The following is a 24,528-nucleotide window of genomic DNA, read 5'->3' as shown; positions in this document are numbered from 1 at the left end:
TGTCTCCGAACATATTGGCGGAAGAATCCCTCCACGTTAGTTTGGCTCAGATTTTACTTGATAGACTCATAACTTGAATGGTGCAAAGCTCCAAGCATCACTTTCCCAAATTTTGTGGCAAATTTGTGGCGTAGAAGAAAATACCTCTAAAAAATAAGGCTTCAGAGGTTTTTATTTTACCTCTAAAGCCTTGATTTTATTCTGGTACCAGGGGAGGGACTCGAACCCTCACAGTATCGCTACCGGCGGATTTTGAGTCCGCTGCGTCTACCAATTCCGCCACCCTGGCGTGAAAGAGGTTATCTCATAGGGCAGCAGCGGTGCCTCTGTCAATGCCCTTGTGAGAAAGGACGAGCCTCGAGGCAGGAACTCGCAAAACGGGTGGAGACGGGCCCGGCGGCGGAATGCGCCCGTCCAGCCCATAGGCCCGTCTCAAACGCCATCCCCTTTCGGCAATGAACCTGAATATCTGCCGAAAGGGGGTTGTGCCCGGCTTCGGCTTCTGTCAGTCTGGATGGCATCCTTCTTTGTCACCCGGCGGTGGCACGGCCCGGGGTCGGGCCTGCCGGTGGCAGACCAACCAGCCTGAATCCAGGAGGTTTTCATGAAATCATATCAGCAATACATCAACGGCGAGTTCCGCGACGCGGTCTCCAAAGAGCAGTTCGAGGTCATCAATCCCTTCACCGAACAGGTCGTGGCCATGGCTCCCAAAGGCAATGCCGAGGACGCAGCCCTGGCGCTGGAAGCCGCTTCCGCCGCCCAGAAGGCCTGGGGGGCCAGGCCCTGCTCCGAGCGCGCCCCGTACCTGACCAAGATGGCCGAGGCCATCCGGGCCAACCGCGAAATGCTCGCCCGCACCCTGGCCGAGGAACAGGCCAAGGTCCTGCCCCTGGCCCAGGTGGAAATCGACGCCACTGCGGCGTACTTCGATTACTACGCCGGTTGGTCCAACAAATACGAGGGCGAGGTCATCCAGAGCGACCGGCCCACCGAAAACATCCTGCTCTACCGCCAGCCCATCGGCGTGGTGGTCGGCATCTGCCCGTGGAACTTCCCGTTCTTCGTCATGGCCCGCAAGGTCGCTCCGTCCATCCTGACCGGCTGCACCATCATCCTCAAGCCGAGCAGCGACACCCCGAACACCACCTTCGAATTCGCCAAGCTCATCGCCGGCATCGGCCTGCCCAAGGGCGTGCTCAACTTCGTGTCCGGCGGTGGCTCCACCTTGGGCGACGCCCTGGTGCGCAGCCCCGAGGTCGGCCTGGTCACCCTGACCGGCAGCGTGGAGACCGGCCAACGGATCATCACCTCCACCGCCGAAAACATCACCAAGACCTCGCTTGAACTGGGCGGCAAGGCCCCGGTCATCGTCTGCGCCGACTGCGACATGGACCTGACCGTCAAGGCAGTGGTCGCCTCACGCGTCATCTTCTCCGGCCAGGTCTGCAACTGCGCCGAGCGCGTTTACGTCGAGGCACCGGTCTACGACGAATTCATGGAGCGCATGACCAAGGCCATGGCCGCCGTGACCTACGGCGATCCCTTCGCCGATCCCGCGCCCGACATGGCCTGCCAGATCAACGCCGCCCAGCTCGGCAAGATCGAAGACATGGTTTCCACGGCCAAGGCCGACGGCGTGGAGGTCCTGGTGGGTGGCAAGCGCGCCGAGAACCAGCCCTCGGGCTACTTCTACGAGCCCACCCTGCTCGCCGGTTGCACGCAGGACATGGAGATCGTCCGCAAGGAAATCTTCGGCCCGGTGCTGCCCGTGGTCAAAGTTGACGACTTCGACCAGGCCATCGAGATGGCCAACGACTGCGAGTACGGCCTGACCTCCTCCATCTTCACCAACAACGTGACCAAGATGATGCGGGCCATCAACGAACTCCGATTCGGCGAAACCTACGTCAACCGCGAGCACTTCGAATCCATCCAGGGGTTCCACGCAGGCTGGCGCAAGTCCGGCATCGGCGGCGCCGACGGCAAGCACGGCCTCTACGAATACCTCCAGACCCACGTCGCCTACATCCAGTATTAGCCTCCGACTCAAAAGGGCCCGGCCGCACTGCGGACGGGCCCGCTTCGGGAATGTCCCGGGGCATACCTTCTCCGCCGGAGCGGACGCATATTTCTTGTCACTGAAGCGGGTTGGTGGTAGCTCCCCCGGATACGGTCCCCGTCTATTCACGAATGAGGAAATGTTCATGCTGCCCACAGGTTCCCTCGTCAATGCCTGCGCCATCATCGGCGGTTCGCTGATCGGCTGCATCCTGCAATCCCGTTTCCCGGAACGCATCCGATCCATCGTGTTCCAGGGCCTGGGGCTGTGCGTACTGCTCATCGGCGTCCAGATGGCGCTCAAGGTGCAAAACATCCTGATCGTCATCTTCGCGGTGCTGCTCGGCGGCATCACCGGGGAATGGCTGCGTCTGGACACCCTGCTCGAGCGGATGGGCAACCGGTTCAAAAAGCTGGTGCGCTCCAAGAACGCCTCCTTCACGGACGGTCTGGTGACCACCTCCCTGCTCTTCTGCATCGGGGCCATGGCCATCGTCGGCTCGCTGGAGGAAGGCATTCGGGGCGACACCACCATCCTCTACACCAAATCCATCCTGGACGGCTTCGCGGCCATCGCCTTTGCGGCCACTTACGGCACCGGGGTCATCTTCTCCTTCATCCCGGTCCTGCTATACCAAGGCGCCATCACCCTGGGTGCCTCCTTCTTCCAGCAATATTTCTCGGACCTGATGATCGCCCAGATCACCGGTTGCGGCGGGCTGCTCATCATCGGTATCGCCATCAACCTCCTGGAACTGACCGAGATCCGGCTGGCCAACCTGCTCCCTGCCCTGGGCTACGTCATCGTCCTGACCTATTTCTTCGGCTGACCGCTCCCCGGGCCTGAAAACCCGCCAGGTCATGGCACTGGATATCGGAATGAGCCGGGAGATCGCGCCAAAGACGCAAGAGCGGGATGCAGGGGCGCGGGACCTCTCGCTGCGGAGCGACCTGCATAGTCCGATTTTCCCCTTCATGAGGCCACCGGGATAACTCCCTAACAAAGGAGCTATCCCCTTAGCTCCCTGGGAAAAACCAGGTGTTGAAAGCCGCTTTGCGGCGAAAATCAAAATGAGTTCGCCTCCGGCGGGCAAGGACTCACGCCCTTGCATCCCATTTTTGCGCCTTCGGCGCGATCTTTTTTCCACCACGCGGCTTTTCGCCTGCGAAAAGGGAGTTAGCTGTATAAATCCCAAAAAAAGGCCCGCCTGAAACCAGACGGGCCTTTTGGCATTCCAAGGGGGGGATCTATTCGGCGGGCGCTTCCGTCTTTGCGGCGGGCTTCTTCTTGGCAGCGCAACCGCCGCAGCCCATCTTCTTGACTTCCTCGTCCGGCTCCACGGTGCGGATCTCGGCCTCGGATTCGATATGGCCCTTTTCCATGGCGTAGGCGATACAATCCTCAAGAATCTGCTGGCAGTGTTCGGTGGGGATGAATTCACCGATCATGGTCCGCTGGAACTCGGGACGGTCGAAGGGCTCGGCCCATTCCTTTTCGCGCAGGAACATCCACGGCCCGATGCCGGGGGTATCGATGGGCGGCGTGGTGGAACGCAAGGCGACCTCCCAGTGGGTATACTCGTGGATGTCGTCCAGGGTCTTTTCCGGAGTGCAGGCATGCACGTCGCTGGCCTGGAACGAGACGAACAGCTTGAAGCCTACGGCCAGTTCCTTGAACACGCGGCCGAAATCGTCGGACCGGGAAGCCTCGACAAGATATTCTCTGAAATCTTTAGCCATTATATACTCCTTATGGTGCCGTGAGCATGAACTCAGCGGCATACTTACTCACTTCCCCCCTTAAATCAAGGGGGGCCGCCCCGCCACAACCGCCCGGACTGTTTTTCCTGTCCGGCCCCGGCGCTCTACTGTTCGGCTTCCACCTTCCCCGTAAAGCGCCCCACTCTTTTCAGTCTCAAAATACAACCATTTTGGTGATTACAATTTTTTATTGTTAATACAAAAAATTTTATTGACACAATCAAATTTTTTGTATGAAGGTAAATTCGTCGATGCCGACGGACACCATCGGTTCAATCGGGCGGCAATATGCCGCGGGGAATTCTGACGAGGCTTCCCCTCCCGGAATCCGGCCGGACCTTCGGCAATGTGATTTGCGCAAACACAATCCGCGGCGGCCCGCGCGTCGCCGCACAAACCAGACGTCTGGAGACTGTACATGGCAAGCGAAAAAACAAAAGGCACCACACAAAAAAAAGCAAAAGATTCCAGCGCCCGTGAACTGGTTTTCAACAATGCCAAGCGCATTGCGAAAGTCCTTACTCAGACTTTCGGCCCGAACACCGAAGTAGCGGTGCATGATTTCCGGGACCTAGAGCATTCCCTCATCCACCTCGAGGGGGAAATCACCAAGCGGGAAATCGGCGCGCCGATTACCGACCTGGTCCTCAAGGCCTGGCGGGCAGGCGGGGATGCGACCGAGGATCTGGCCAACTACCGGACACAGACCGGAGACGGCCACGACCTGAAGTCCTCCACCGTCTTTCTGCGCGACGGGAACGGCACGATCATCGGAGCGCTGTGCATCAATTTCGATATTACCGAACTTTCCAACACGGTTTCCCACATCCAACGGATGATCCAGTTCCACGAGGCCCCGCCCGATCATGCGGAGATGGAAACCTTCGCGAGCAACGTGCTGGAGACCAACGAAGCGATGATGGCGAACGCCGCGCAGACGGTCGGCAAGCACCCCGCGGCCATGGACAAGGACGAAAAGATCCATTGCCTGACCATCCTGGAAAACAACGGCGCATTCATGATCAAGGGCATGGTCGATCACGTCGCGGAGAGCATGGGTATCTCTAAATACACCGTGTACAGCTATTTGAAACGGATCCGCTCGGGATCAAAACGCTAAATTAACCATAACCTAAAACTATCACAGGAGATATTGAAATGAGCAAAAAAATTGTCAGCACCGAGGCCGCCCCGGCCGCCATCGGCCCCTACTCCCAGGCGGTCAAGGTTGGCGATTTGGTTTTCACTTCCGGCCAGATTCCGCTGGACCCCGCGTCCGCAACGGTCGTCGAAGGCGGCATCCGCGAACAGACGCACCAGGTGCTGAAGAACCTCCAACGCGTTCTGGAAGCCGCCGGCAGCTCTTTGAACGACATGGTCAAGACCACGGTCTTTATCGCCGACATGAACGAATTCGGCACCGTCAACGAGATCTATGCGGAGTACGCCGGAGCCGAGGCTCCCGCCCGCAGCTGCGTCGAGGTCGCCCGTCTGCCCAAGGACGTCAAAATCGAAATCGAAGCCGTCGCTTTGGTCAAGTAGCTCAAGCCAAACACAGTCAACGCAACACACTAAAAGAGAAGGTAGAGCCATGTTTGTAAAACACCTCGAATGCCCCAAGTGCGCAAAGACCTATGACAGCGAACAACGCATCCAGCTTTGCGAATGCGGCGCTCCGCTGGTCGTTCGCTATGAACTCGACAAGGTCAAGAAGGCGCTGACCAAGGAAGCCCTGCTCGAACGGCCCGCCACCCTCTGGCGTTACCGGGAGCTTCTGCCGGTCAAGGATGAGAAGAACATCGTCAGCCTCGGCGAAGGCATGACCCCGCTGTGCAGATTCGACAATCTGGGCAAGCAGGCCGGGTTCAAGAACCTGTTCATCAAGGACGAAGGCATCATCCCCACCGGCACCTTCAAGGCGCGCGGCGCGACGGTGGGCGTTTCCCGGGCCAAGGAACTCGGCATCGACATCCTGGCCATGCCCACCAACGGCAACGCCGGCGGCTCCTGGGCCGCATACTGCGCCGCCGCGGGCATCCGCTCGGTCATCGTCATGCCCAAGGACGCTCCGGCCATCAATCGCAAAGAGGTCGGCATCACCGGCGCGGACCTGTACCTCGTCGACGGCCTGATCAGCGACGCGGGCAAGATCGTGGCCCGGGCCGTCGAGAAATTCGGCTGGTTCGACGCCTCCACCCTCAAGGAGCCGTACCGCATCGAGGGAAAGAAGACCATGGGCCTCGAAATCGCCGAGCAGATGGGCTGGCGCGTCCCGGACGTCATCCTCTACCCCACCGGTGGCGGCGTCGGAATCATCGGCATCTACAAGGCCCTGAAGGAGCTTCAGGAAATGGGTTGGATCGGCGAAAAGATGCCCCGCCTCGTCGCGGTCCAGGCGACCGGCTGCGCGCCCATCGTCAAGGCCTTCGACGAGCACAAGGACTCCTCCGAGTTCTGGGATAACGCCGAGACCTGCGCTTTCGGCATCACCGTCCCCAAAGCGCTCGGCGACTTCCTGGTCCTCGAAGCCATCTACGACACCAAAGGCTGCGCCGTGGCCATCGACGATGCGGACACCCTCAAAGCCCAACAGGAAATCGCCAGGGCCGAAGGCAACTTCATCTGCCCCGAAGGCGCGACGACCTATGCCGCTGCCAAGCAGCTGCTCGCTTCCGGCTGGATCAAACCGGAAGAGGAAGTGGTCCTGCTGAACACCGGAACCGGGCTGAAGTACCCCCAGACGGTGAACATCGAGCCCCCGCTGTTGGCCCCCACGGACGACATCTCCCAAGGATAATCAGGCGGTAGACCATTCCGGCGGCATCCTTCGGGATGCCGCCCCAACCCGATAAGACAAAGAGAGAGCAAAATGGCACGATGGAAGAATATGGGCCTCCCGGCCAAAATGGGCATTGGGCTTATCCTGGGCGTAGCCGCCGGTTTCATCTGGCAAGTTGCCGGAATGGACGCCACCATCTTCAAACCTGTTGGAACCTTGTTCATTCGCTGTATCCGGATGATCGTCGTCCCCCTGGTTTTTGCCTCCCTCGTGTCCGGTGCGGCGGGCATGGGCGACGCTGCCAAGCTGGGCAGAATCGCAACCAAGACGCTGGCCTACTATCTGCTGACAACCGCCGTGGCGGTCGCCCTGGGACTCTTCTTCGCCAACATGGTCAACCCCGGCATCGGGCTGGATCTGGCGACCACCGGCGCAAAAATCAAAGAAGTGGCGCCGCCCAACATGGTTGACACCCTGTTGAATATCGTGCCGCTCAACCCGGCTGCGGCTTTTGCCGACGGCAATCTGCTGCAAATCATTTTCTTCGCGATCATCCTCGGCTTCGCCATGAGCGCGATCGGTGAGCCCGTCAAACCGCTGCTCAACATCTTCGACCAGATCAACCAGGTCATGATCAAGCTCACTGGCATGATCATGGAACTGGCCCCCTACGGCGTGTTCGCTCTGATCGCCTACACCGTGGGCGCCTACGGGCTGGCCGTCCTGCTGCCCCTCATCAAGCTCATCGTGCTGATGTACGTGGTCTGCATAATCCACATCTGCGCGGTCTACCTCCCGCTGGTCACGGTGTACGGACGCGTCAACCTGAAGGTCTTCTTCAAGATCATCAGCACGCCGCTGCTGCTCGCCTTCACGACCTGCTCGAGCGCCGCCGCGCTGCCGGCCAATATGGAGGCGACCCGTAAGTTGGGCGTCCCCAAGAACATCTCCAGCTTCACCATCCCGCTGGGCACGACGGTCAACATGGACGGCGCGGCCATCTACCTCGGCATAGCCGCGGTGTTCGTCGCCCAGGTCTACAGCATCCCGTTGAGCTTCAACCAGCAGCTCACCGTCCTGCTCATGGCGGTCCTGGCCTCCATCGGCTCCGTGGGCGTCCCCTCCATGGCCCTGGTCGTCATGACCATGGTCTTCACCCAGGTCGGCCTGCCCATGGAAGGCATCGCCCTCGTGGCTGGCGTGGACCGCCTCCTGGACATGGGCCGCACGACCCTCAATGTTCTCGGAGACGCCACCGGCGCCATCGTGGTGGCCAAATCCGAAGGCGAATTGAACCCCGAAGCAGTCGTCGAGGAAACGCAAACCGTAGCTTAATCAATCTCCTCCACCCCCAACCACACAGGGAAAGCCCGGGCAACCGCAAGGGCTTTCCCTGCTGCGGTCTTGAGCCGGAATCAAAACGAGGAAGCGAACCATGCCCCAGCGCATAGCCATCAACGGATTCGGCCGGATAGGACGTTACCTAGCCCGCCTGCTCGCGCAGGACCGCTCTCTCGCCCTGGCCGCCGTCAACGACATCATGCCGGTCAACGAGGCCGTGCACCTACTGCGACACGATTCCGTCCACGGCCCATTCCCCGAGGCGACCCCCAATGGCCCCGGGGGGTTCCTGCTGAGCGGCTCGCCGGTCACCTATTCAAGGCACTCCGGCGACGGGTGGGACTGGGGGGCGCTCGGCGTGGACACCGTGGTCGAATGCACGGGGGTGCTCACGGACCGCCACTCGGCCGAACGCCATCTGGCCAAAGGAGCGAAGCGGGTGGTCATCGCCGCGCCCTCCCCGGACGCGGACATCACCGTGGTCATGGGGGTCAACGACGGCCTCCTGCGACACCGGCACACCGTCATATCCAACGCCTCCTGCACGGTGAATTGCCTTGCCCTGCCCATCCGGCAGGTCCAGCGGGCGTTCGGCATCGTCCACGGCAACATGACCACGGTCCATCCCTACACCCTGCGGCAGCGCGTCCTGGACGGCAGCCATGCCGACATACGCCGAGCGCGGGCATGCGCGATAAACATCGTCCCCACCCCGGTGGGCGCGCACGAAACCCTCGGCGCGGTCATCCCTGAACTGCGGGGAAAACTCTTCGGGACGGCCCTACGGGTCCCGGTCGCCTCCGTGGCGCTCATTGACCTCGTCTGCGAACTGAAACGAAAAACGGACACGGCCGAGGTGCGGGCCGTCCTGCGCGACGCGGCCGACAAACACATGGCTTATTGCACGGAGCCACTCGTGTCTTCCGATTTCACCGGCTCGCCATACGCCTCCGTGGTCGACGAGGAAATGACGGTCGTCACCGACGGAACCCTGCTTCGCCTCCTGGCCTGGTACGACAACGAGGCCGGTTTTTCCAACCAGATCCTCCGCCTCCTCCACAAATTGGATACGCTGGCCGGCGCTCCCACCGCGAAATCTTCCGCAGCCGCCGAATAGGGCCCTTGTCCCAGCCGGATGCGCGAGGCGCGCCTATCCCAACAGGGCGAGGACGAAGGGCATGGTCAGGGCGGAAAGCACGGTCTGGGCAGTGATGATCAGGGCCATGACCTCATGGTCGCCGCCCATCTGGCGGGCAAGGATGAAGGCGGAGACCGACACCGGGATGGCGGTGTAGATGAGGGCGGTGGTCACGGCCGGGCCGGACACGCCGAAAAGCCGGGCGCAGCCGTAGGCGGCCAGGGGCAAGGCCACCAGGTGGGCCAGGGAGGCCAGGGCCACGGGCAAAGTGGACGCGCCGAGGCCGTCGAAGCGCAAGCCCGCGCCCACGGCGAGCAGGCCGAGCGGCAGGGCGGCCTTGCCCAGGATGGCCAGCAGCTCCATGAGCACGTGCGGCCGGGGCAGCTGGTTGAAAACGCTGAAAAGCATGCCGACCAGACAAGCCAGGATAAGCGGGTTCTTGATCAGTTCGAGGCCCACGCGGCCAAGCCCGCCACCATGCTTGCCGTGGCGCGACAGGACGAGCACGCAGAGCACGTTGACCAGGGGAATGAGGGTCAGCAGGGCCACGGCGGACAGGGCCATCCAATCCGGCCCGAGGAGCGCGGCGGCGGCGGACATCCCCACATAGGTATTGGGCCGGATGGCCCCCTGGAAGACCGAGGTGAAGACAGGGCCGTCCAGATGAAACATGGTCCGGGTGAAGACCAGAAACGCGCCCACCAGGCAGATGGCCGAAACCAGGGTCAGGACCAGCCCCAGGGAAGAGGCGTCGAATTGCCGGCCGGACAGGCCGCTGACGAGCATGGCCGGGAAAAGCACGTAGTAGGTCAACCGCTCGGATACGGGCCAGAAGCCCACGCCGGGAAAATCGAGGCGATGCAGGACAAAGCCGACGAGAATCAGCCCGAAGATGGGCAAAATGGCGAGGACTACGGGGGACATATTCGGTACGCTACGCCCCCGAACGGCGGTATGGCAAGGAGTACGGGGAGCTTCCACCCGGGAAGCCCCCCGTCCGTTCTATTCGGGGATGGTTTCCATGGAGGCCCATTTAGGTTCGTGCAGGGGCAGGACGTAGTCGGCCATGTCGCGAGCCTTGAGCAGGATGTCGTAGGCTTCGTAGGGGCCGGTGTTGGTGCCCGGGGGGATGACTTCCATCTCCATGGCCTTGACGTCCTTGGGCGGGTCCAGGTTTTCGAGAATGGTGCAGAAGCCGCAGATGAGCACCGAGCCCTTGTCGGTCTCGACCTTCACGGACATGCCGCCCGGGGTATGCGCCGGGGTGTGGATCATGGTGATGCCGGGCAGGACCTCGGTGTCCTTGTCCAGAGTGACGATCTGGCCGTTATCCTTGGCATCGTCCACGTAGTCCTCCAGATAGCGGAAGTCGAGGGGATGCGGATTATAGACCGACTCCATCTCCTTCTCGTGCACGTAGATGGTTGCGTTGGGACATTTGTAGTCGTTCTCGCAATGATCGTTGTGCAGATGGGTGTGGATGATGATGTCGATGTCCTCGGGCTTGAGGCCGTATTTGGCCAGCCCCTCTTCGAAGGTGTATATCTTGCCGCCGATGGCCTTTTCGCGCTCCTCGGAGACGATGGGCTGCATCTCGCCGGTATCCACCAGGATGTTTTTGTCGCCGCCCTCGATATACCAGGTGTAGATCGGGATGGTGTAGGGGGTGCCGTACCCGTGCTGGTAGGTCATCATGCCCTTGTCGAAAACCTTGGTGCCCATTACGATCGGATGAATCTTGTAGGTGCTCATGTTTTCCGCTTCCTGTTGTATTTCAACTTTAAGTATGAGCGGACGTGGGCCCTGTCAAGGACGTGGCGCGGGCCGGAACGCGCAGGCCGCCGCCCGCGGGGGCCCGGCGGGTCGGGCCGGGAATATTCAGAGAAAGTATTATTAATATTATACACACCTTGACCCGTTAACTCATCCTCGGGTAGGTACTTGTAATGCGAGGATACGCCGTCGTATTGACAGCCGGAAAATACTCACAGGTCTTCTCCAATTATTGCGGATAATTGGAGTACGCTTGAGGATGAATACACAGACCCTCTTTTCCAAGGAGTAGAGAGCATGGATGTCGAATTGGCCAAGCCCTTCATCAAAGCCGCCATTGATGTCTTGTCCACCATGGCCTTCATCAAGCCCGAGGTAGGCAAGCCGTACGTGAAGCGAAATAATGTCGCAGCCGGCGACGTGTCCGGCATGGTCGGCGTCACCGGCGAAAAAAACGGTAGCGTTTCCCTTTCCTTTTCCAAAGGATGTGCCGTGGCCATCGTCAAGAACATGCTCGGCGACGAAATCGACGACATCATGCAGGATGTCAAGGACGCCGTAGGTGAACTGACCAACATGATTTCCGGTCAGGCCCGTGCCGGGCTGGCGGAAAAGGGACTCGTGTTCCAAGGCTCCACGCCCACTGTGGTCATGGGAGACAACCACACCATCTCCCACATGGCAAAGGCCCCGATCATGGCCATCCCCTTCAAGACCAAGGACGGGGACTTCACCATCGAGTTCTGCTTCGAGTAGGTCGCAGCCTCTTCAACAACACGCGGAGACGCCATGTCACCACTAGAGAACTTCAGAGAAAAGGAATTCCTGGATCAGATCACGATCCTTAATGAAATTTCCGGGAGCAAAGACTCCGAGGCCCTGCCCGGCCTGGTGGACTTGCTCAAGACCCCGGTAGGCGACACCTCCATCGATTACATGGTGGTCAACGCCCTGAATGCGGTCTTGTCGAGCAACGAGGACAAGGTCATTGAGGGGCTGAGGGACCCGCACGAAGGGTTCAACATACTGTGCATTCGCGTGGCCGGTGAATACGGCCTCAAGAATGCCGTGCAGCCGCTGGTGGACCTGGCCCTGGCCGAGGAGGACCTCGACCGCCTGATGGAAATCCTGACCTCGCTGGCGCGCATCGGGGACGAAAACGCCCTGCCGGTGTTCCGCCGGTTCCTGGACCATCAGGACCCGTTCATCCAGTCCTCATGCATCGAGGCCCTGGGCAAGCTCGGCGACCCCGAATCCATTGCGGAATTCAAGAAAATCATCACCGACAGCGAGGCGGACGACCGCTTCGAAGTCTGCGACATCACCACATGGAAGGCCGTGGACGCCCTGGCCCGCAACGCCACCGAGGACACCATCGCCTTCCTGGTCAATACCCTGCACCACAAGAATCCCACGGTGCGCCGGATCATTACCGACGCGCTGATCAATGTGGGCTCGTTCTGCATTCCCATGCTCCTGGACGCCTTCGAGACCGGCGATACGGACACCAAGATCCTGGCCGCCAACGTGCTCGGCTTCCTGCGCGACCGGGCGGGCGCGGACGGACTGGTGGCCGCTTTCGACAAGGGCCAGGCCGACGATCTCAACGTCCGCTACGCCGTTTACGAGGCCCTGGGCCGCATAGGCACCATGAAAGGCCTCATCTGCCTGGTGGACGGTCTCTCCGAAACCGACGAACTGATCCTCATGGCGGTCGTCGGCGGGCTGGAACAGCATGTCAACCCGGGCATGATCACCGCCCTGACCAATCTTATCTCCATGGCCGACGAACAGGCCTTCCGGCTGGCCAAGGCCATCATCGCCTCCAAGGCCACGACCATCTTCGACCACCTCTACGAGAACCAGGGCGCGGGCGACATCCTCGTGGACGCCCTGGCCGAGTCCCACGACCCCGAGATCGTGGAGGAATTCCGGGACGCCCTGGCCGCGATCGGCGGCATCCGCGCCGAGCAGGACCTGGACCGTCTGCCGAGCCTGACGTTGGGCACGCGCAAGGCCCTGGCCGCGGACGATTCGCGTTCCATGTGCGCCATGCACCGGGCCATCCTCACGGATCTCGGCTTCGAGCCGTTCGTGGCCTCCAACGGCGAAGAGGCCTACGAGTTCATCGAGCAGGGCGAGGAGTTCGAAGTGGTCATCACCGACATGAACATGCCCATCATGGACGGCATGGAACTGGTCGGCAAGATCCGCTCCACTCCGGGCATGGAAGAAGTGCCTATCATCATGGTCACCACCGAGTCCGAGGCTTCCCAGCAGGGACTGGCCTCCAAGACCGGTGTGACGGCCTTCATCACCAAGCCGTTCAAGCCCGACGACCTCAAGGCCAAGATCCTCGAAATCACCGCCTAGACTCCGGGCGAACACCGATTTGCAAAGGGCCTCGAAAGAGGCCCTTTTTTCATGCGTTCCCGGCGTGGCAAAGCGAAAGGCCAGAAGCGGGTTCGCCCGGCGGCGTATAACGGCCCGGTTTGCGGTTCCTACCCCCGCCCCCGCAAGGGCCGCAAGAAATCGGTGACCATGGCCGCCACCTCGGGGGAATAGAGCATCCAGACGTGACCCATGGGCGCGCAGACGCGTTCCAGCCAGCCCGGTCGGCCGGTGCGCAGCAGGTCCAGGGGAACGACGTAATCGTCGGCCAGGGTATAGACGGCCAATTTGGGGCAGTCCGGGTCGGGGGCTTCGGCCACGGCCTCGGGGATGGTCCGGCCGGGTATGAGCCCCCGCGCCATGCGGTTGCTCCCCAGCCAGGCCAGTGCGCTGCCGCCGTGGGGCGAGCCCAGGGTGACCAATGCGGCCGTCCGCCCGCGAAACCGGACGTCACCGGCGGCGCAACGGCAGAGCAGCCCGCCCAGACTGTGCCCGATGAGGATGACCTTGCCGTCCGGGGAATCGACCAACAGCGCGTCGAGCCGCTCCTTGAGGCCGGTCAGGGCGTGGCCGAAGTCCTTGGTGAAGCTGTTGTAGCCGTAGGTGTGCAGGTTCCGGAACCCGGCCTTGCGCAGCCTGCGGGCGAAGACCAGCCAGGCCGTGCGGTTGTGATAGAGGCCATGGACCATGAGCACGGGCGTGCCCGAGGGCGATGCGGTCCGCTCGGGCAGGGCCAGAAAGACGATGCTCGGCAGAGCGATCACGTCGGCGGCCATGGCCGTGACCACGCCGCGCGCAACGGCCGCGCCCAGGCCGCCGGTTTCTTCCCGGATGAATCCGAGCCGCCCGGCCAGGGCGTTGGAAAGCAAAAAAATTGCGTAGCGCAACAGAGTGAACAGGGTCAGAACCAGAATGATGTAGCAGAAGACTTTGACCGGCATGGCGAACCATGCCGCCCGGCCGGAAGCATGTCAACCCGGCGCCGGGGGGCGCACCACTTGCGCCGGCTCCCGGCTCGGTGTACCAAGGCCGGACACCCAAAGGAGCATTTTCGTGACAACCACACTCTGCCTCGACATCGGCAGCGGCACCCAGGACGTGCTGCTCCACTCCCCGGACAGGGAAATCGAAAACTGTCCCAAATTCGTCATTCCCTCCCCGGCCCTGCAAATCGGCCGCCGCATGGAGCCCCTGCGGCTCGCGGGCGAACCCATCTGGCTGCACGGAAGCAACATGGGCGGCGGCGTGACCCGATTCGTCAACGCCCATCTCAAGGCCGGGCTCAAAGTGGCCGCCACCGAAAGCGCGGCCTACACCATGGCCGACGACCTGACCCGGGTAACCGACATGGGCATCACGCTGGTCGAGGAATGCCCGGAGGGTTTCACCCCGGTACGCTTCACCGACTTCGACGAGGCGTGGTGGCGCCGATTTTTCGAGACCGTCGAACTGCCCTGGCCCGACCGCATCGCGGCCTGTGCCCAGGATCACGGCTTCCACCCCGGCCAGTCCAACCGCATGGGCCGCTTCAAGCTGTGGCGAAACCTGCTCCATGACGGGGGAGGCCGTCCCGAGGCGCTGGTCTACCAGGCCCCGCCCGCCATGCTCACCCGATTGCGGGATCTGCAACGGGACATCGGCGGCGGTCCCGTGGCCGACACCGGCGCGGCCGCCGTGCTCGGCGCACTCTACGTGGACGAAATCGAACGGTTGAGCTTCACGCGCGGCATCACCCTGGTCAACATCGGCAACTCCCACCTGATCGCGTTCCTGCTGTATGGCGGACGCATCCACGGGGTCTACGAGCAGCATACCGGGTGCGTGGACGGCGAAAAGCTGTGGGCCGACCTGGCCGCGTTCCGTTGCGGCTGCCTGTCCTTCGAGCAGGTCTTCGACGCAAAGGGGCATGGCTGCCTGTGCATGGACCTGCCCGCCGAGGCGGAGGGATTCAGCCCCACCTTCGTGATCGGCCCGCGCCGGACCATGCTCGCCGGATACGACGTGCAGTTCCCCGCCCCGGGCGGCGACATGATGTTGGCCGGCTGCTTTGGCTTGCTGAAGGGGCTAGCCATGCAGGGGTGAAATCAGGCATGATGGCGGGCAAACTCGCCCCGTCGTCGCTCCCGCGCAGAGACGGGCACATTCTTCAAGGATAAAGACATGACCGCGCGCCGCATACTTCCCGTCCTGTTCTGTGCCCTGCTCATCGCAACCACCGTCCACGCCCGGACCCTCTACGTCAACGGCGCGGCCGAGCCCGGCGACGGCTCTTCCTGGGCGTCGCCCCTCAAGGGCGTGGCCGAGGCCTTGAAGCTCGCCGCCGACGGCGATGAGATATGGGTGGCCGCCGGGACCTATACGCCCGGATCGGAGCGCACCGCGACCTTCCGGCTCGTGCCCGGAGTTTCTCTCTTGGGCGGATTCGCGGGCAACGAAACCGAACGGCGGCAGCAAGACCCCGAGGCGCACCAAACCGTGCTTTCCGGCGACATCGGCGTGCCCGGCGCTCCCGAGGACAACGTTTTCCACGTGGTCACCGGCGCCGACCGGGCCGTGCTCGACGGCTTCACCATCTCCGGGGGCTACTCCTTGAACGCCCGCTGGAACGGCGGCAAGACCGTGAGCGCCGAAGACGCGGCCCAGGCCCCGGGCGACGGCCAAGGCGCGGGCATGGTCAACTTCCGCGCGGCCCCCACGGTGCGCAACTGCGTGTTCCGGGACAACCATGCCCTTGAGGGCGGTGCGGTCTACAACATGCTTTCCACCGATCCGGCGGCGGTGCCGGAACACGCGCCCCGCTTCCTCCGATGCGCCTTCTGGCAAAATTCGGCCCTGGCCTGGGGCGGCGGCGCGGCCAACGTGCTGCGCGCCCGGCCTCTGTTCGTTTCCTGCCTATTCGATTCGAACCTGAGCGACTTCAAGGGCGGCGGCATGTACAACGGATTGGGTGCCAGCCCGATCCTGCTCAACTCCCTGTTCCGCAACAACGAGGCCCCGCACGGCGCGGGCCTGGCCAACGAGGGCGGCAGCTCGGCCACCCTCTATTACTGCACCTTCACCGGCAACCGGGCGCAGGACGACGGCCCGGCCATCCACCAGGCGGGCGGGCACAACCTAGCCGTGCTGCTCAAGACCGTGGTCTGGGACAACGAGGCCCCGAAGGACAACCGATTTTTCTCCGAACCGCCGAGCGTCATCCGCGCCCAGGCTGCGGTCATACAGGACGGCTTCGACGGCAAGGACGTATTCCGCGCCAACCCGTCCCTGGACCGCAAATCCGAGACCATGCTCAACAACGGGTACAAGACCAACGGCTATCAATTCGTGGAAGAGCAGTTGCCCGCGCGCTATGCGGATATGACCAAGTACGGCCTGACGGGCGACCTGCCCGCCTTTGACCCGGCCTACGCCGCCATGGCCCCGGAGGCGCTCATCAAGGCTGGCCAGGCCCCGGCCACTCCGCCCCGCATTGTCGAACCGGTCCGCGCCGCGCCCGCGCCGACGCCGGAAGCGATCATCGCGGCAATTCCCGAGCCTCCGGCGTCCGAGCCCGCGCCTCCCGCGCCGACTCCCCGCCGGGCAGTCCCCGAATCCACGCCGCCGCCCGCCGCGCCCGAACCTGAATCCACGGCCATGATCGTCCCCCCGGCCGCGACGCCTCCGCTTCCGCCCGAACCGGCTCCCACGCCCGTGCCCGAATCTCAAACCACCGCGCCCCAGTCGCCCGCGCCCGAACCGGACCCCATCGCCGCCCAGGACCTGGACGGCAACGGATGCCTGACCGTAAACGAAACCTCGGGGCTGGTCCGCCAGCAGTTCTGGCGCGTGGACCACAACGGCGACGGCTGCGTGTCCCGGGCCGAACTGGCCCGTTTCGAAGGCAGGCAGAGCGCCCCCCCCGCGCCGCCCATGGAAGCCAAGGCGACGGCCGCCGCGCAACCGGTCCGCCCGGCCCCGCAGCCCCGGCCGACGGCACCCGCCAAGCCCGCAACGGCCTCCATTCCGCCGAAAGCCGCAGCGACGGCGGCACCGGTCGTGGCTTCCGCCGTTCCGGGCGCTGGCTACACCCTGTTCGCGCCCGTGGGCGGGACCGGAACCTATCTTTTGGACAAGACCGGCAAGACGGTCAGGGCATGGACGGGACGAGACCCGGCCACCGGCACGGTCCACCTCCTGCCCAACGGCAACCTGTTGCGCACGGTCTCCCCGGCCAAGGGCGAGGTGCGCACCCCGTTCGAAGGCCGTGGCGTCAATGGCGGGATCATCCAGGAAGTCTCGCCGCGTGGACAAATCGTCTGGGAATATAGTTATATATCCAAGGATGTGCGCCAACACCACGACATCGCTCCCCTGCCCAACGGCAACGTCCTGATCCTGGCCTGGGAACTGAAAAACGGCTCCCAACTCGATGCGGCGGGCGCGTCCGTGCGCAACCATCCCGACGGCCGCATCTGGGCAGAACACATCGTCGAGGTACGCAAATCCGGCCCGCGCAGCGGGCAGATCGTCTGGGAGTGGCACGTCTGGGACCATCTGGTGCAAAACACCAACTCCGGCGCGCCCAACTACGCCAGCCCGGTGCGGCTGCCCCGTCGCATGGACGTGAACTACAACCCCGGCCGCACTCCGGACTGGCTGCACGCCGACGCCATGGACTACAATCCGGCCCTGGACCAGATCGTCCTCAGCCTGCGCAACATCGGCGAGATATGGATCATCGACCACTCCACCAACACGGAACAGGCCGCATCCACCTCGGGCGGGCTCATGCGCCGGGGCGGCGACATCCTCTTCCGCTGGGGCAATCCGGCGGCGTACGGCGCTGCGGGCGAGGCTCGACTTCGCGCTCCCCGGGACGCCCGCTGGGTCGATCACGGCAAGCCCGGAGCCGAAACCATCCTGGTCTACAACGGGGAGGACCGGGCCACGGGCCGACCGGACATCCTGGAAGTCAAACCGCAATACTATTTCAAAGGCACGGCCCTGGCCGCGCAGGAAGTCTGGTCCTACGCCGACCGGTCCCTCTCCGCCCTGTCGGAGGGGGACGGTTCCGGTGCCGAGCGGCTGCCGGGCGGCAATACACTGATTTGCGACGGCCCGAGCGGACGCCTTCTGGAGGTCGCGCCGCAGGGCGGGATCGTCTGGGAACAGGCGAGCCCGGCCAAGCCCCTGTACCGGGCCGTGCGCGTACCGGCGGACCATCCCGGCCTGGCGCGCCTCGCCCTGCCCTAGCTCCCGGGCCACTGCGCCGGGCGACGTGCGCATCGCCAAAAATCATCCTGCCCCCTAGGCAGGACGGTCACCGAGTGTTATTCTCTCGGCATGCCCCATTACCCGAATAAACCGGAGCCGATCATGCGCGTCAAACACGTCTTCTCCGCCCTTCTCCTGCCGCTCCTGCTCTCATGTCTGTGGACAGCCCCCGCCGCAGCGGGGTGGGGCGAAGCCCTCAAGGCTGCCGGTGACGCCGGAGCCAAGGCCGCAGGGATGTCCGTAACCCCGTCCCAGATCGAGGCCGCCTTCCGCGAGCTGCTCTCCATGGGCGCGGATTCCGCTGTGGAATCCTTGTCCCGGGACGGCGGCTTCTCCAAGCTGGCGGCCACTTCCCTGTCCCTTCCGGACAGTTACCAAAAGGTTGCCGAAACCGTGGCCCCGGACCTGTTGTCCAACCTCAATTCGGCGGCCGAGGCGGCCGTCCCGGCCGTCGGCCAACTGTTCCAGAAGACCATCAAGACCATGGAGTTCGCCAACCCTTCGGGCCTGCTCTCGGGCAAAAGCGACGCCGTGACCAACTATTTCGAGAAGAGCACCCGGCCCTCCCTGGCCGATGGCGCGGCCCCGCTGATTCGGGCCGCGCTGGAAAAGACCGGGGCGGGCAACGCCGTCAATGCGGTCAAGCAGCTCTCCTCCCTGACCGGGACCGCCTTCGACCCGGTGGATTACCTGACCAACAAGACCCTGGATTCCATGTTCCTGTACATGGCACAGACCGAACAGGATGTGCGCTCCGGCGACATCGCAACGGCCAGCGAACTCTTGCAAAAAGTTTTCTAGGAGCAAATCATGAACAAGCCCCTCAAAATCTCCCTCATCGTCATCGGGGCCCTGGCGGCCCTATTCATCACGGCTTGCGTCGTCCTGGTGCTCGTGGTGGACCCCAACGCCTACAAGGCCGAAATATCCAAAGCGGTCAAGGACCAGACCGGCCGTGAACTGAAATTTGAAGGCGACATCGGCTTCAACTTCTTCCCCTGGCTCGGCCTCAAGGTCGGGCCCATGGCGCTCGGCAACGCCCCGGGCTTCGCGCCGGAGGAGATGGTCCGCATCAACCGCGCCGAAGCCTCCATCCGCCTGTTGCCCCTGCTCTCGGGCGACGTGGCCGTGGGCACCGTGGTCCTGGATGGGCTGACCCTCAACCTGTCCAAAAACAAACAGGGCGTGACGAACTGGGCCGACCTGGCCAAATCCGGCAAGACCGATGTCGCGCCGGAACAGACCGCCCCAGGCCCGGACGGCGGGGCCGCGCCCCGCTCGACAGGGGCCCTGTCCGTGGAGGGTGTGGAGATAACCAACGCCAATATCGTCTACGACGACTGGCAGGCGAACACCAGGACCGCCGTCAACGATCTGAGCCTGACCATCGGCGAGGTCGGCGACAAGATCCGCTTCCCGTTCGAGCTCAAGTTCCGGCTCCAGCTCGACGCCCCCAAGGTGGACACCCGCCCGGTGCTGACCGGCTTCGCCCGGTTCGACCGGGAAGCGGGCTCCATCGAGGTGGACGACATGAAGTTCTCGCTGCTCAACCTGGAACTCTCCGGCCTGCTCTTCGCCAAGAGCACGGGGAGCGACACATCCTTCTCCGCCGAGATCAAGCTGGCCCAGGCCTCCCTGCGCGAACTCATGAAACAGCTCGGCATGACCCCGCCCGCGACGGCCGACCCCAAGGTTCTCGAAGCCTTGACCGCCGATCTCAAGGTCAACGGCTCGGACACCGAGGCCACCCTGGAATCCTTGACACTCAAGCTCGACCAGACCCTGATCACCGCCGATGGCGCGGTCAAAAACTTCAAGAAGCCCGCCGTGACCGTCAACGTCAACGTGGACGACATCGACGCGGACCGCTATCTGCCGCCCAAGTCGGCCGACAAGCCTGCGGCGGCCAAGGGCGGCCCCGCCCCCGCCGGAACGGCTGCCCCGGCCGAGGAGCCCGACCTGAGCGCGCTCAAGGACCTGGACGTCAAGGCCCGGCTGACCGTGGGCAAGCTCAAGGCCATGAACCTGACCATCACCGACATCCTGGGCGTGGTCACCGCGCGAAACGGCATGATCACCGCCGACCCGACGTCGCTCAAGCTCTATGGCGGAGAGTATTCCGCCCGGGGCACCCTGGACGCGAATAAGCCCCTGGCCGCCTGGACCGAAACGGGCCGGCTCAAGGACGTTCAGGCCGGGCCGCTCATCAAGGACCTGACCGGCAAAGAACACCTGACCGGCACCGCCAACGCCCAATACGACCTCAAGGGCAGCGGCCTGACCCCCGACAACATCAAGAAGTCCGTAACCGGCACGGCGTCCTTCGCCTTCACCGACGGGGCGATCAACGGCGTGAACGTGGCCAAGATGCTGCGCGACGGCTGGAACCGTCTCAAGGGCCAACCGGTCAGCGGCGACGAACCGGCCAAGACGGACTTCGCCGAACTGCTCGGCTCCGCCACCCTGACCGACGGGCACATCGTCAACAAGGATCTGCTCATGAAGTCGCCGCTGCTGCGCGTCACCGGGCAGGGCTGGGCCGACCTGCCCAAGAACACCACGGATTACACCGCCACGGTCACCGTGGTCGGCACCCTGGAAGGCCAGGACGGCAAGTCCATCGAGGATCTCAAGGGACTGCCCCTGCCCATTAACGTCAAGGGCAGTCTGGACGATCCGTCCATCTCCCTGGACCTCAAGGCCATGGGCGAGGCCCTGTTCAAGGGCACCTTCAAGCAGGGGGCCAAGGGGCTGGAGGAAACCCTCAAGAACAGCATCCTGGGCGGGCCCAAGGACTCCACGGGCAAAAGGGAAAACCCGCTCAAGGGGCTTTTCAACTAACACGCCGACCAAAACAAACCGGGGGGGGGACGGCCCCCCTCCCGTCAACCAATAGGGCAAGGCCGCCACGGCCAACAGGAAAACACCATGCGTAATTATCACGTTGATCTCAACAACACGACCGACCGGACATGGACCATGGCCATATATCGGGGCACTCCCAACGCCACGGGGCAGGACAACATCGCCTGGAAGCGAACCGAAGTCCCCCCGCTCTCCACCGGCGGCATAGACTGGGAGCACGGCGTCGGCGCTCCCCGCCCCAAATCCCCTTCAGCAGGCATTGCCGAAGTAGGCCAGGCGCTGCTAGACGAACTCGCGCACGAGTGGGACATCGTGTACACTGACGGCGTGCAGCGGCTCCGGGGCGCCCCGACGTATTGGGTCGGCCTGTTCCGCGACGTGCGGGCCGGTGAGGCGCTCGGTGGCAATTTCGATATCGGCCCCATCGAACTCCAATTCCCCGAAGGAACCAACACCGCCGTCATCGACATCGTCGGCCAGGGGAATTCCACCACACACCGCACCACATACGCCAGCCGCTAGCTTCGCTGCGGCCGCAACCCGCCCCGATCAGGGGCATCCGTTCCCCCGTCAGGCCGCCGTCCCAATCGACACGAGTCCGTCACGAAGTGTCATGCCTCCGCCATGTTTCGCCCCCCGCCACCCATGTATATACCGGCAAATTCACTGAGGAGGCATCTCATGCTGCGCTATCTCTTGCTGACCGCTTTACTTGTGGCTTCCACCGTCCAGACCGCCTGGGCCGCGGACGTCTCCGTGGAAAAATACGACATCGAAATCCCCAAGGAATTCATGGTGCCCTACACGGGCCTGTACGCCGACCGCTTCCCCGACGGGTTCACCATCGGCATCGGCTCGGGCATGACCTACGTGGGCCGCGCCGCCGACGGCTCGCGCGTGTTCTACGCCATCACCGACCGGGGCCCCAACGCCGATGCCCCCAAATGGACGGAGTCCGGCAAGACCACGGCCACCAAAATGTTCCCGGTCCCCAATTTCCATCCCGCCTTCGGCGCCATCCGCGTCAAGGACGGACACGCCGTGCTCGCCAGCCTGATCAGCCTGAAGGACGCGCGCATGCGCCCCGTCTCGGGCCGGGCCATCCCGCTCGGTTCCGTGGGCGCGACGGGCGAGATCCCGCTGAACGACGCCCTCAAGAAACTGCCCTTCGATCCCGAGGGATTGGACACCGAAGGCATCGCCATCGACCGCAAGAATAAACGGTTCCTGTGGATTTGCGACGAGTACGGCCCGTTCATCGCCAAGGTTGACGGTTACACCGGCAAGATCATCAAGAAGTACGTGCCCGGCAAAGGGTTGCCCATGATCGCCGCCTCCCGCCAGCCCAACCGAGGCCTGGAAGGCATCGCCGTGACCCCGTCCGACAAGGTCCTGTCCGCCATCCAGTCCATCTGCGATGTGGACGGCAACGTCAAGAAATCCAAGGCCACCTTCTGCCGCCTGCTCTTCCTCGATCCGGGCACCGGCAAGGTCGAACAATTCGCCTACCCGCACGACCGCGACAACTACAAGAAGTCCGCCGACGCCAAGATCGGCGACCTGCACGCAATCTCCGAAACCCAATTCCTGCTCATCGAGCGGGGCAAGAACGCCGACGGCAAGACCCGCATCCCGATCTATCTCATCGACATCTCGGGCGCTTCGGATATCACCGGCGTCAAGACCAGGGACGGCAAGGAACTTGAGACCCTGGCCGACCGCGCGGCCGTCGAAGCCCTGGGCGTGAAGTACGTGAAAAAAACCAAGCTGATCGACATCAAGGACTACGGCTGGAAGCCCGGCAAGGCGGAAGGCGTAGCCCTGCTCCCGGACATGCGCACCATCGCCGTGACCTCGGACAACGACTTCGGCTTCACCTTCAAGGTCGTGAGCCCGGTCAATGACGCCGACGGCAAGCCGGTCACCAAGGCCGCTGCTTACACCGTGGACGCTTCAGGCCAGGTCAAATACAAGGGCGAGCCGGTGAGCACCCATATTGAACTCTCGCCCGCCGACACCGCCTCCCAGCTCTGGTTCTTCACCCTGCCCAAGCGCGTGACGCAGTACTAGGCTCCCGGAAGGACGCCTCCTCTCCGCCACTTCCGGACCGCGCCTTCGCCTAAAAAGACAGAAAGCCCCCGACTCATTTGAGCCGGGGGCTTTTTTCCGAGTACGGCGGGGCCAGACGCGCCCGCTAGAACCGAAGCGACAGGCAGGTCAACCCGCCGTCCAACTTGCGGAATTCCGAGACATCGATGACGACGGTGTTCACGCCGGTAGCCTGGACTTTGGCCAGGGTCTTGGGAAATCCGGCGGGCACGATGACGGTGCCGTTGATGTACAGGCAGTTGCGGGCATAGGCCTCGTCGTCCTCGACGATGACGCGCTTGAACCCGGCCAGTTCGGGCAGGCTTTCGCAGCAAGGCGAAACCAGAAGGGTATTGTTGCCGATGAAGTTGACGTCGGTCTTGAAATGCAGGGAGGGACAACCGGCGATGACCACGGTTTCGTAGCCGTGCGGCCGGACCGCATCGACCAGGGCGACCACGCCCTCGGCATTGGTCCGTGCGGACAGCCCGACGAAAAAGGTCTTGTCCACCAGGAGCACGTCGCCGCCCTCGATGAGCGCGGGCGGGGAGATCCGAACCACCGGCTTGTGCCGGGCCAGCTCCGGCTCGATGGTCAGCTGCTCCCCCTGGCGCGACGGCGCTCCCAGAGGAGTGAGCACGGCCACCTCTTCACAGACGATGGCGGTGTCTTCCACGAAACAGCAGTCCGGGAATCCCGGGGCAGTCTCCAGCACGGTCACGTCCAGCCCCAGGTCGGCCAGGGTCCGACAATAGACGTCATGCTGCTTCAGGGCCAGCGTAAAATCCGGCTTTCCAAGGTTGGCGGTCGTGATTCCATCCACCATCTCGGGACCGGGACGGCGGGTTATGGCGCGAGTGAACATGCAGATAGCGTCTCCTTATCGTTTCGGGATTGATGCAGCTTGAAGCCGGAATGCGCTTTCGTCAAGCGCGGGATCGCTCCGCCCACGAATCAGCCCTCCAGGCTCCGCAAGGATATTTCCGTCTCACAACATACTCATCCTGCCCAGCACGCCGCATTGCCCCAGCCTTTTTCCGAGTTCCCCGCGTGGAAGCCCGGTGCCTCCCGCAAGACC

20 protein-coding genes and 1 tRNA gene are annotated in these 24,528 nt (G+C 63.2%); 15 read left to right on the top strand and 6 right to left on the bottom strand.

The window, feature by feature from the left end; genetic code table 11:
• Nucleotides 1-202: 202 nt before the first annotated feature.
• Nucleotides 203-289, bottom strand: a tRNA-Leu gene (locus J0909_RS07825).
• Between the two features lie 315 nt (nt 290-604).
• On the opposite strand from J0909_RS07825, the gene aldA reads away from it, so the two are divergent.
• Together aldA and J0909_RS07815 are read left to right on the top strand one after the other, a co-directional pair.
• The gene (gene aldA / locus J0909_RS07820; protein ID WP_207261875.1) at nt 605-2,041 is read left to right on the top strand and encodes an aldehyde dehydrogenase; all 1,437 of its coding nucleotides are present in this window, start codon (nt 605-607) and stop codon (nt 2,039-2,041) included.
• A 166-nt stretch (nt 2,042-2,207) separates the two neighbouring features.
• Nucleotides 2,208-2,891 carry a DUF554 domain-containing protein gene (locus tag J0909_RS07815; RefSeq protein WP_207261874.1) on the top strand — a complete coding sequence of 228 codons (684 nt, stop codon included), beginning with the start codon at nt 2,208-2,210 and terminating at the stop codon, nt 2,889-2,891.
• Nucleotides 2,892-3,309: 418 nt separating this feature from the next.
• Here J0909_RS07815 and J0909_RS07810 read toward each other — a convergent pair whose 3' ends face one another.
• Nucleotides 3,310-3,801: a hypothetical protein gene (locus J0909_RS07810; RefSeq protein ID WP_207261873.1), complete on the bottom strand. Its 492-nt coding sequence runs from the start codon at nt 3,799-3,801 to the stop codon at nt 3,310-3,312.
• A 439-nt stretch (nt 3,802-4,240) separates the two neighbouring features.
• Here J0909_RS07810 and J0909_RS07805 point away from each other — a divergent pair, with 439 nt between their 5' ends.
• The 5 genes from J0909_RS07805 (at nt 4,241) to J0909_RS07785 (ending at nt 9,059) form a co-directional block, all read left to right on the top strand.
• Nucleotides 4,241-4,942, top strand: a complete 702-nt coding sequence (locus tag J0909_RS07805) for a helix-turn-helix transcriptional regulator (protein WP_207261872.1) — start codon at nt 4,241-4,243, stop codon at nt 4,940-4,942.
• 38 nt (nt 4,943-4,980) lie between these two features.
• A complete protein-coding gene (locus tag J0909_RS07800) occupies nt 4,981-5,364 on the top strand; it encodes a RidA family protein (protein WP_207261871.1) in 384 nt (127 codons plus the stop codon).
• Nucleotides 5,365-5,413: 49 nt separating this feature from the next.
• Nucleotides 5,414-6,619: a threonine synthase gene (locus J0909_RS07795; RefSeq protein ID WP_207261870.1), complete on the top strand. Its 1,206-nt coding sequence runs from the start codon at nt 5,414-5,416 to the stop codon at nt 6,617-6,619.
• A 72-nt stretch (nt 6,620-6,691) separates the two neighbouring features.
• On the top strand, nt 6,692-7,936 hold the full coding sequence (locus J0909_RS07790; protein ID WP_207261868.1) for a dicarboxylate/amino acid:cation symporter: 1,245 nt from the start codon (nt 6,692-6,694) through the stop codon (nt 7,934-7,936).
• Nucleotides 7,937-8,036: 100 nt separating this feature from the next.
• Nucleotides 8,037-9,059, top strand: a complete 1,023-nt coding sequence (locus J0909_RS07785; RefSeq protein ID WP_207261866.1) for a type I glyceraldehyde-3-phosphate dehydrogenase — start codon at nt 8,037-8,039, stop codon at nt 9,057-9,059.
• A 33-nt stretch (nt 9,060-9,092) separates the two neighbouring features.
• Here J0909_RS07785 and J0909_RS07780 read toward each other — a convergent pair whose 3' ends face one another.
• Complete coding sequence (locus tag J0909_RS07780) at nt 9,093-10,004, bottom strand: AEC family transporter (protein ID WP_207261865.1); 912 nt, start codon at nt 10,002-10,004, stop codon at nt 9,093-9,095.
• Nucleotides 10,005-10,082: 78 nt separating this feature from the next.
• Nucleotides 10,083-10,832: an N-acyl homoserine lactonase family protein gene (locus tag J0909_RS07775; RefSeq protein ID WP_207261864.1), complete on the bottom strand. Its 750-nt coding sequence runs from the start codon at nt 10,830-10,832 to the stop codon at nt 10,083-10,085.
• 318 nt (nt 10,833-11,150) lie between these two features.
• Between J0909_RS07775 and J0909_RS07770 the strand changes: the two genes are divergently transcribed.
• Together J0909_RS07770 and J0909_RS07765 are read left to right on the top strand one after the other, a co-directional pair.
• Complete coding sequence (locus J0909_RS07770; protein WP_207261863.1) at nt 11,151-11,609, top strand: chemotaxis protein CheX; 459 nt, start codon at nt 11,151-11,153, stop codon at nt 11,607-11,609.
• Between the two features lie 33 nt (nt 11,610-11,642).
• On the top strand, nt 11,643-13,226 hold the full coding sequence (locus J0909_RS07765) for a HEAT repeat domain-containing protein (protein ID WP_207261862.1): 1,584 nt from the start codon (nt 11,643-11,645) through the stop codon (nt 13,224-13,226).
• A gap of 128 nt (nt 13,227-13,354) precedes the next feature.
• Here the strand turns inward: J0909_RS07765 and J0909_RS07760 are convergent, their stop codons facing one another.
• On the bottom strand, nt 13,355-14,185 hold the full coding sequence (locus J0909_RS07760) for an esterase/lipase family protein (RefSeq protein WP_207261861.1): 831 nt from the start codon (nt 14,183-14,185) through the stop codon (nt 13,355-13,357).
• Nucleotides 14,186-14,297: 112 nt separating this feature from the next.
• Between J0909_RS07760 and J0909_RS07755 the strand changes: the two genes are divergently transcribed.
• The 6 genes from J0909_RS07755 (at nt 14,298) to J0909_RS07730 (ending at nt 23,432) form a co-directional block, all read left to right on the top strand.
• The gene (locus tag J0909_RS07755; RefSeq protein WP_353616745.1) at nt 14,298-15,326 is read left to right on the top strand and encodes a DUF1786 domain-containing protein; all 1,029 of its coding nucleotides are present in this window, start codon (nt 14,298-14,300) and stop codon (nt 15,324-15,326) included.
• A 78-nt stretch (nt 15,327-15,404) separates the two neighbouring features.
• Nucleotides 15,405-18,476, top strand: a complete 3,072-nt coding sequence (locus J0909_RS07750; RefSeq protein WP_207261858.1) for an aryl-sulfate sulfotransferase — start codon at nt 15,405-15,407, stop codon at nt 18,474-18,476.
• A gap of 123 nt (nt 18,477-18,599) precedes the next feature.
• Nucleotides 18,600-19,298: a DUF4197 domain-containing protein gene (locus J0909_RS07745; protein ID WP_207261856.1), complete on the top strand. Its 699-nt coding sequence runs from the start codon at nt 18,600-18,602 to the stop codon at nt 19,296-19,298.
• Between the two features lie 9 nt (nt 19,299-19,307).
• On the top strand, nt 19,308-21,338 hold the full coding sequence (locus J0909_RS07740) for an AsmA family protein (RefSeq protein WP_207261854.1): 2,031 nt from the start codon (nt 19,308-19,310) through the stop codon (nt 21,336-21,338).
• A gap of 87 nt (nt 21,339-21,425) precedes the next feature.
• On the top strand, nt 21,426-21,884 hold the full coding sequence (locus tag J0909_RS07735) for a hypothetical protein (protein WP_207261853.1): 459 nt from the start codon (nt 21,426-21,428) through the stop codon (nt 21,882-21,884).
• 159 nt (nt 21,885-22,043) lie between these two features.
• Nucleotides 22,044-23,432 (top strand): esterase-like activity of phytase family protein, encoded by a 1,389-nt coding sequence (locus J0909_RS07730; protein WP_207261852.1) that lies wholly within the window; start codon nt 22,044-22,046, stop codon nt 23,430-23,432.
• Nucleotides 23,433-23,556: 124 nt separating this feature from the next.
• Here J0909_RS07730 and J0909_RS07725 read toward each other — a convergent pair whose 3' ends face one another.
• Nucleotides 23,557-24,315, bottom strand: coding sequence for a dimethylarginine dimethylaminohydrolase family protein (locus tag J0909_RS07725; protein ID WP_207261851.1), 759 nt, complete (start codon nt 24,313-24,315; stop codon nt 23,557-23,559).
• Between the last annotated feature and the right edge of the window lie 213 nt (nt 24,316-24,528).

This window comes from Desulfovibrio sp. Huiquan2017 (assembly GCF_017351175.1).
Taxonomy (GTDB): Bacteria; Desulfobacterota; Desulfovibrionia; order Desulfovibrionales; family Desulfovibrionaceae; genus Pseudodesulfovibrio.
Note: the sequence above shows the minus strand (reverse complement) of the source record. Positions and strands in the feature narration are given on the sequence as shown.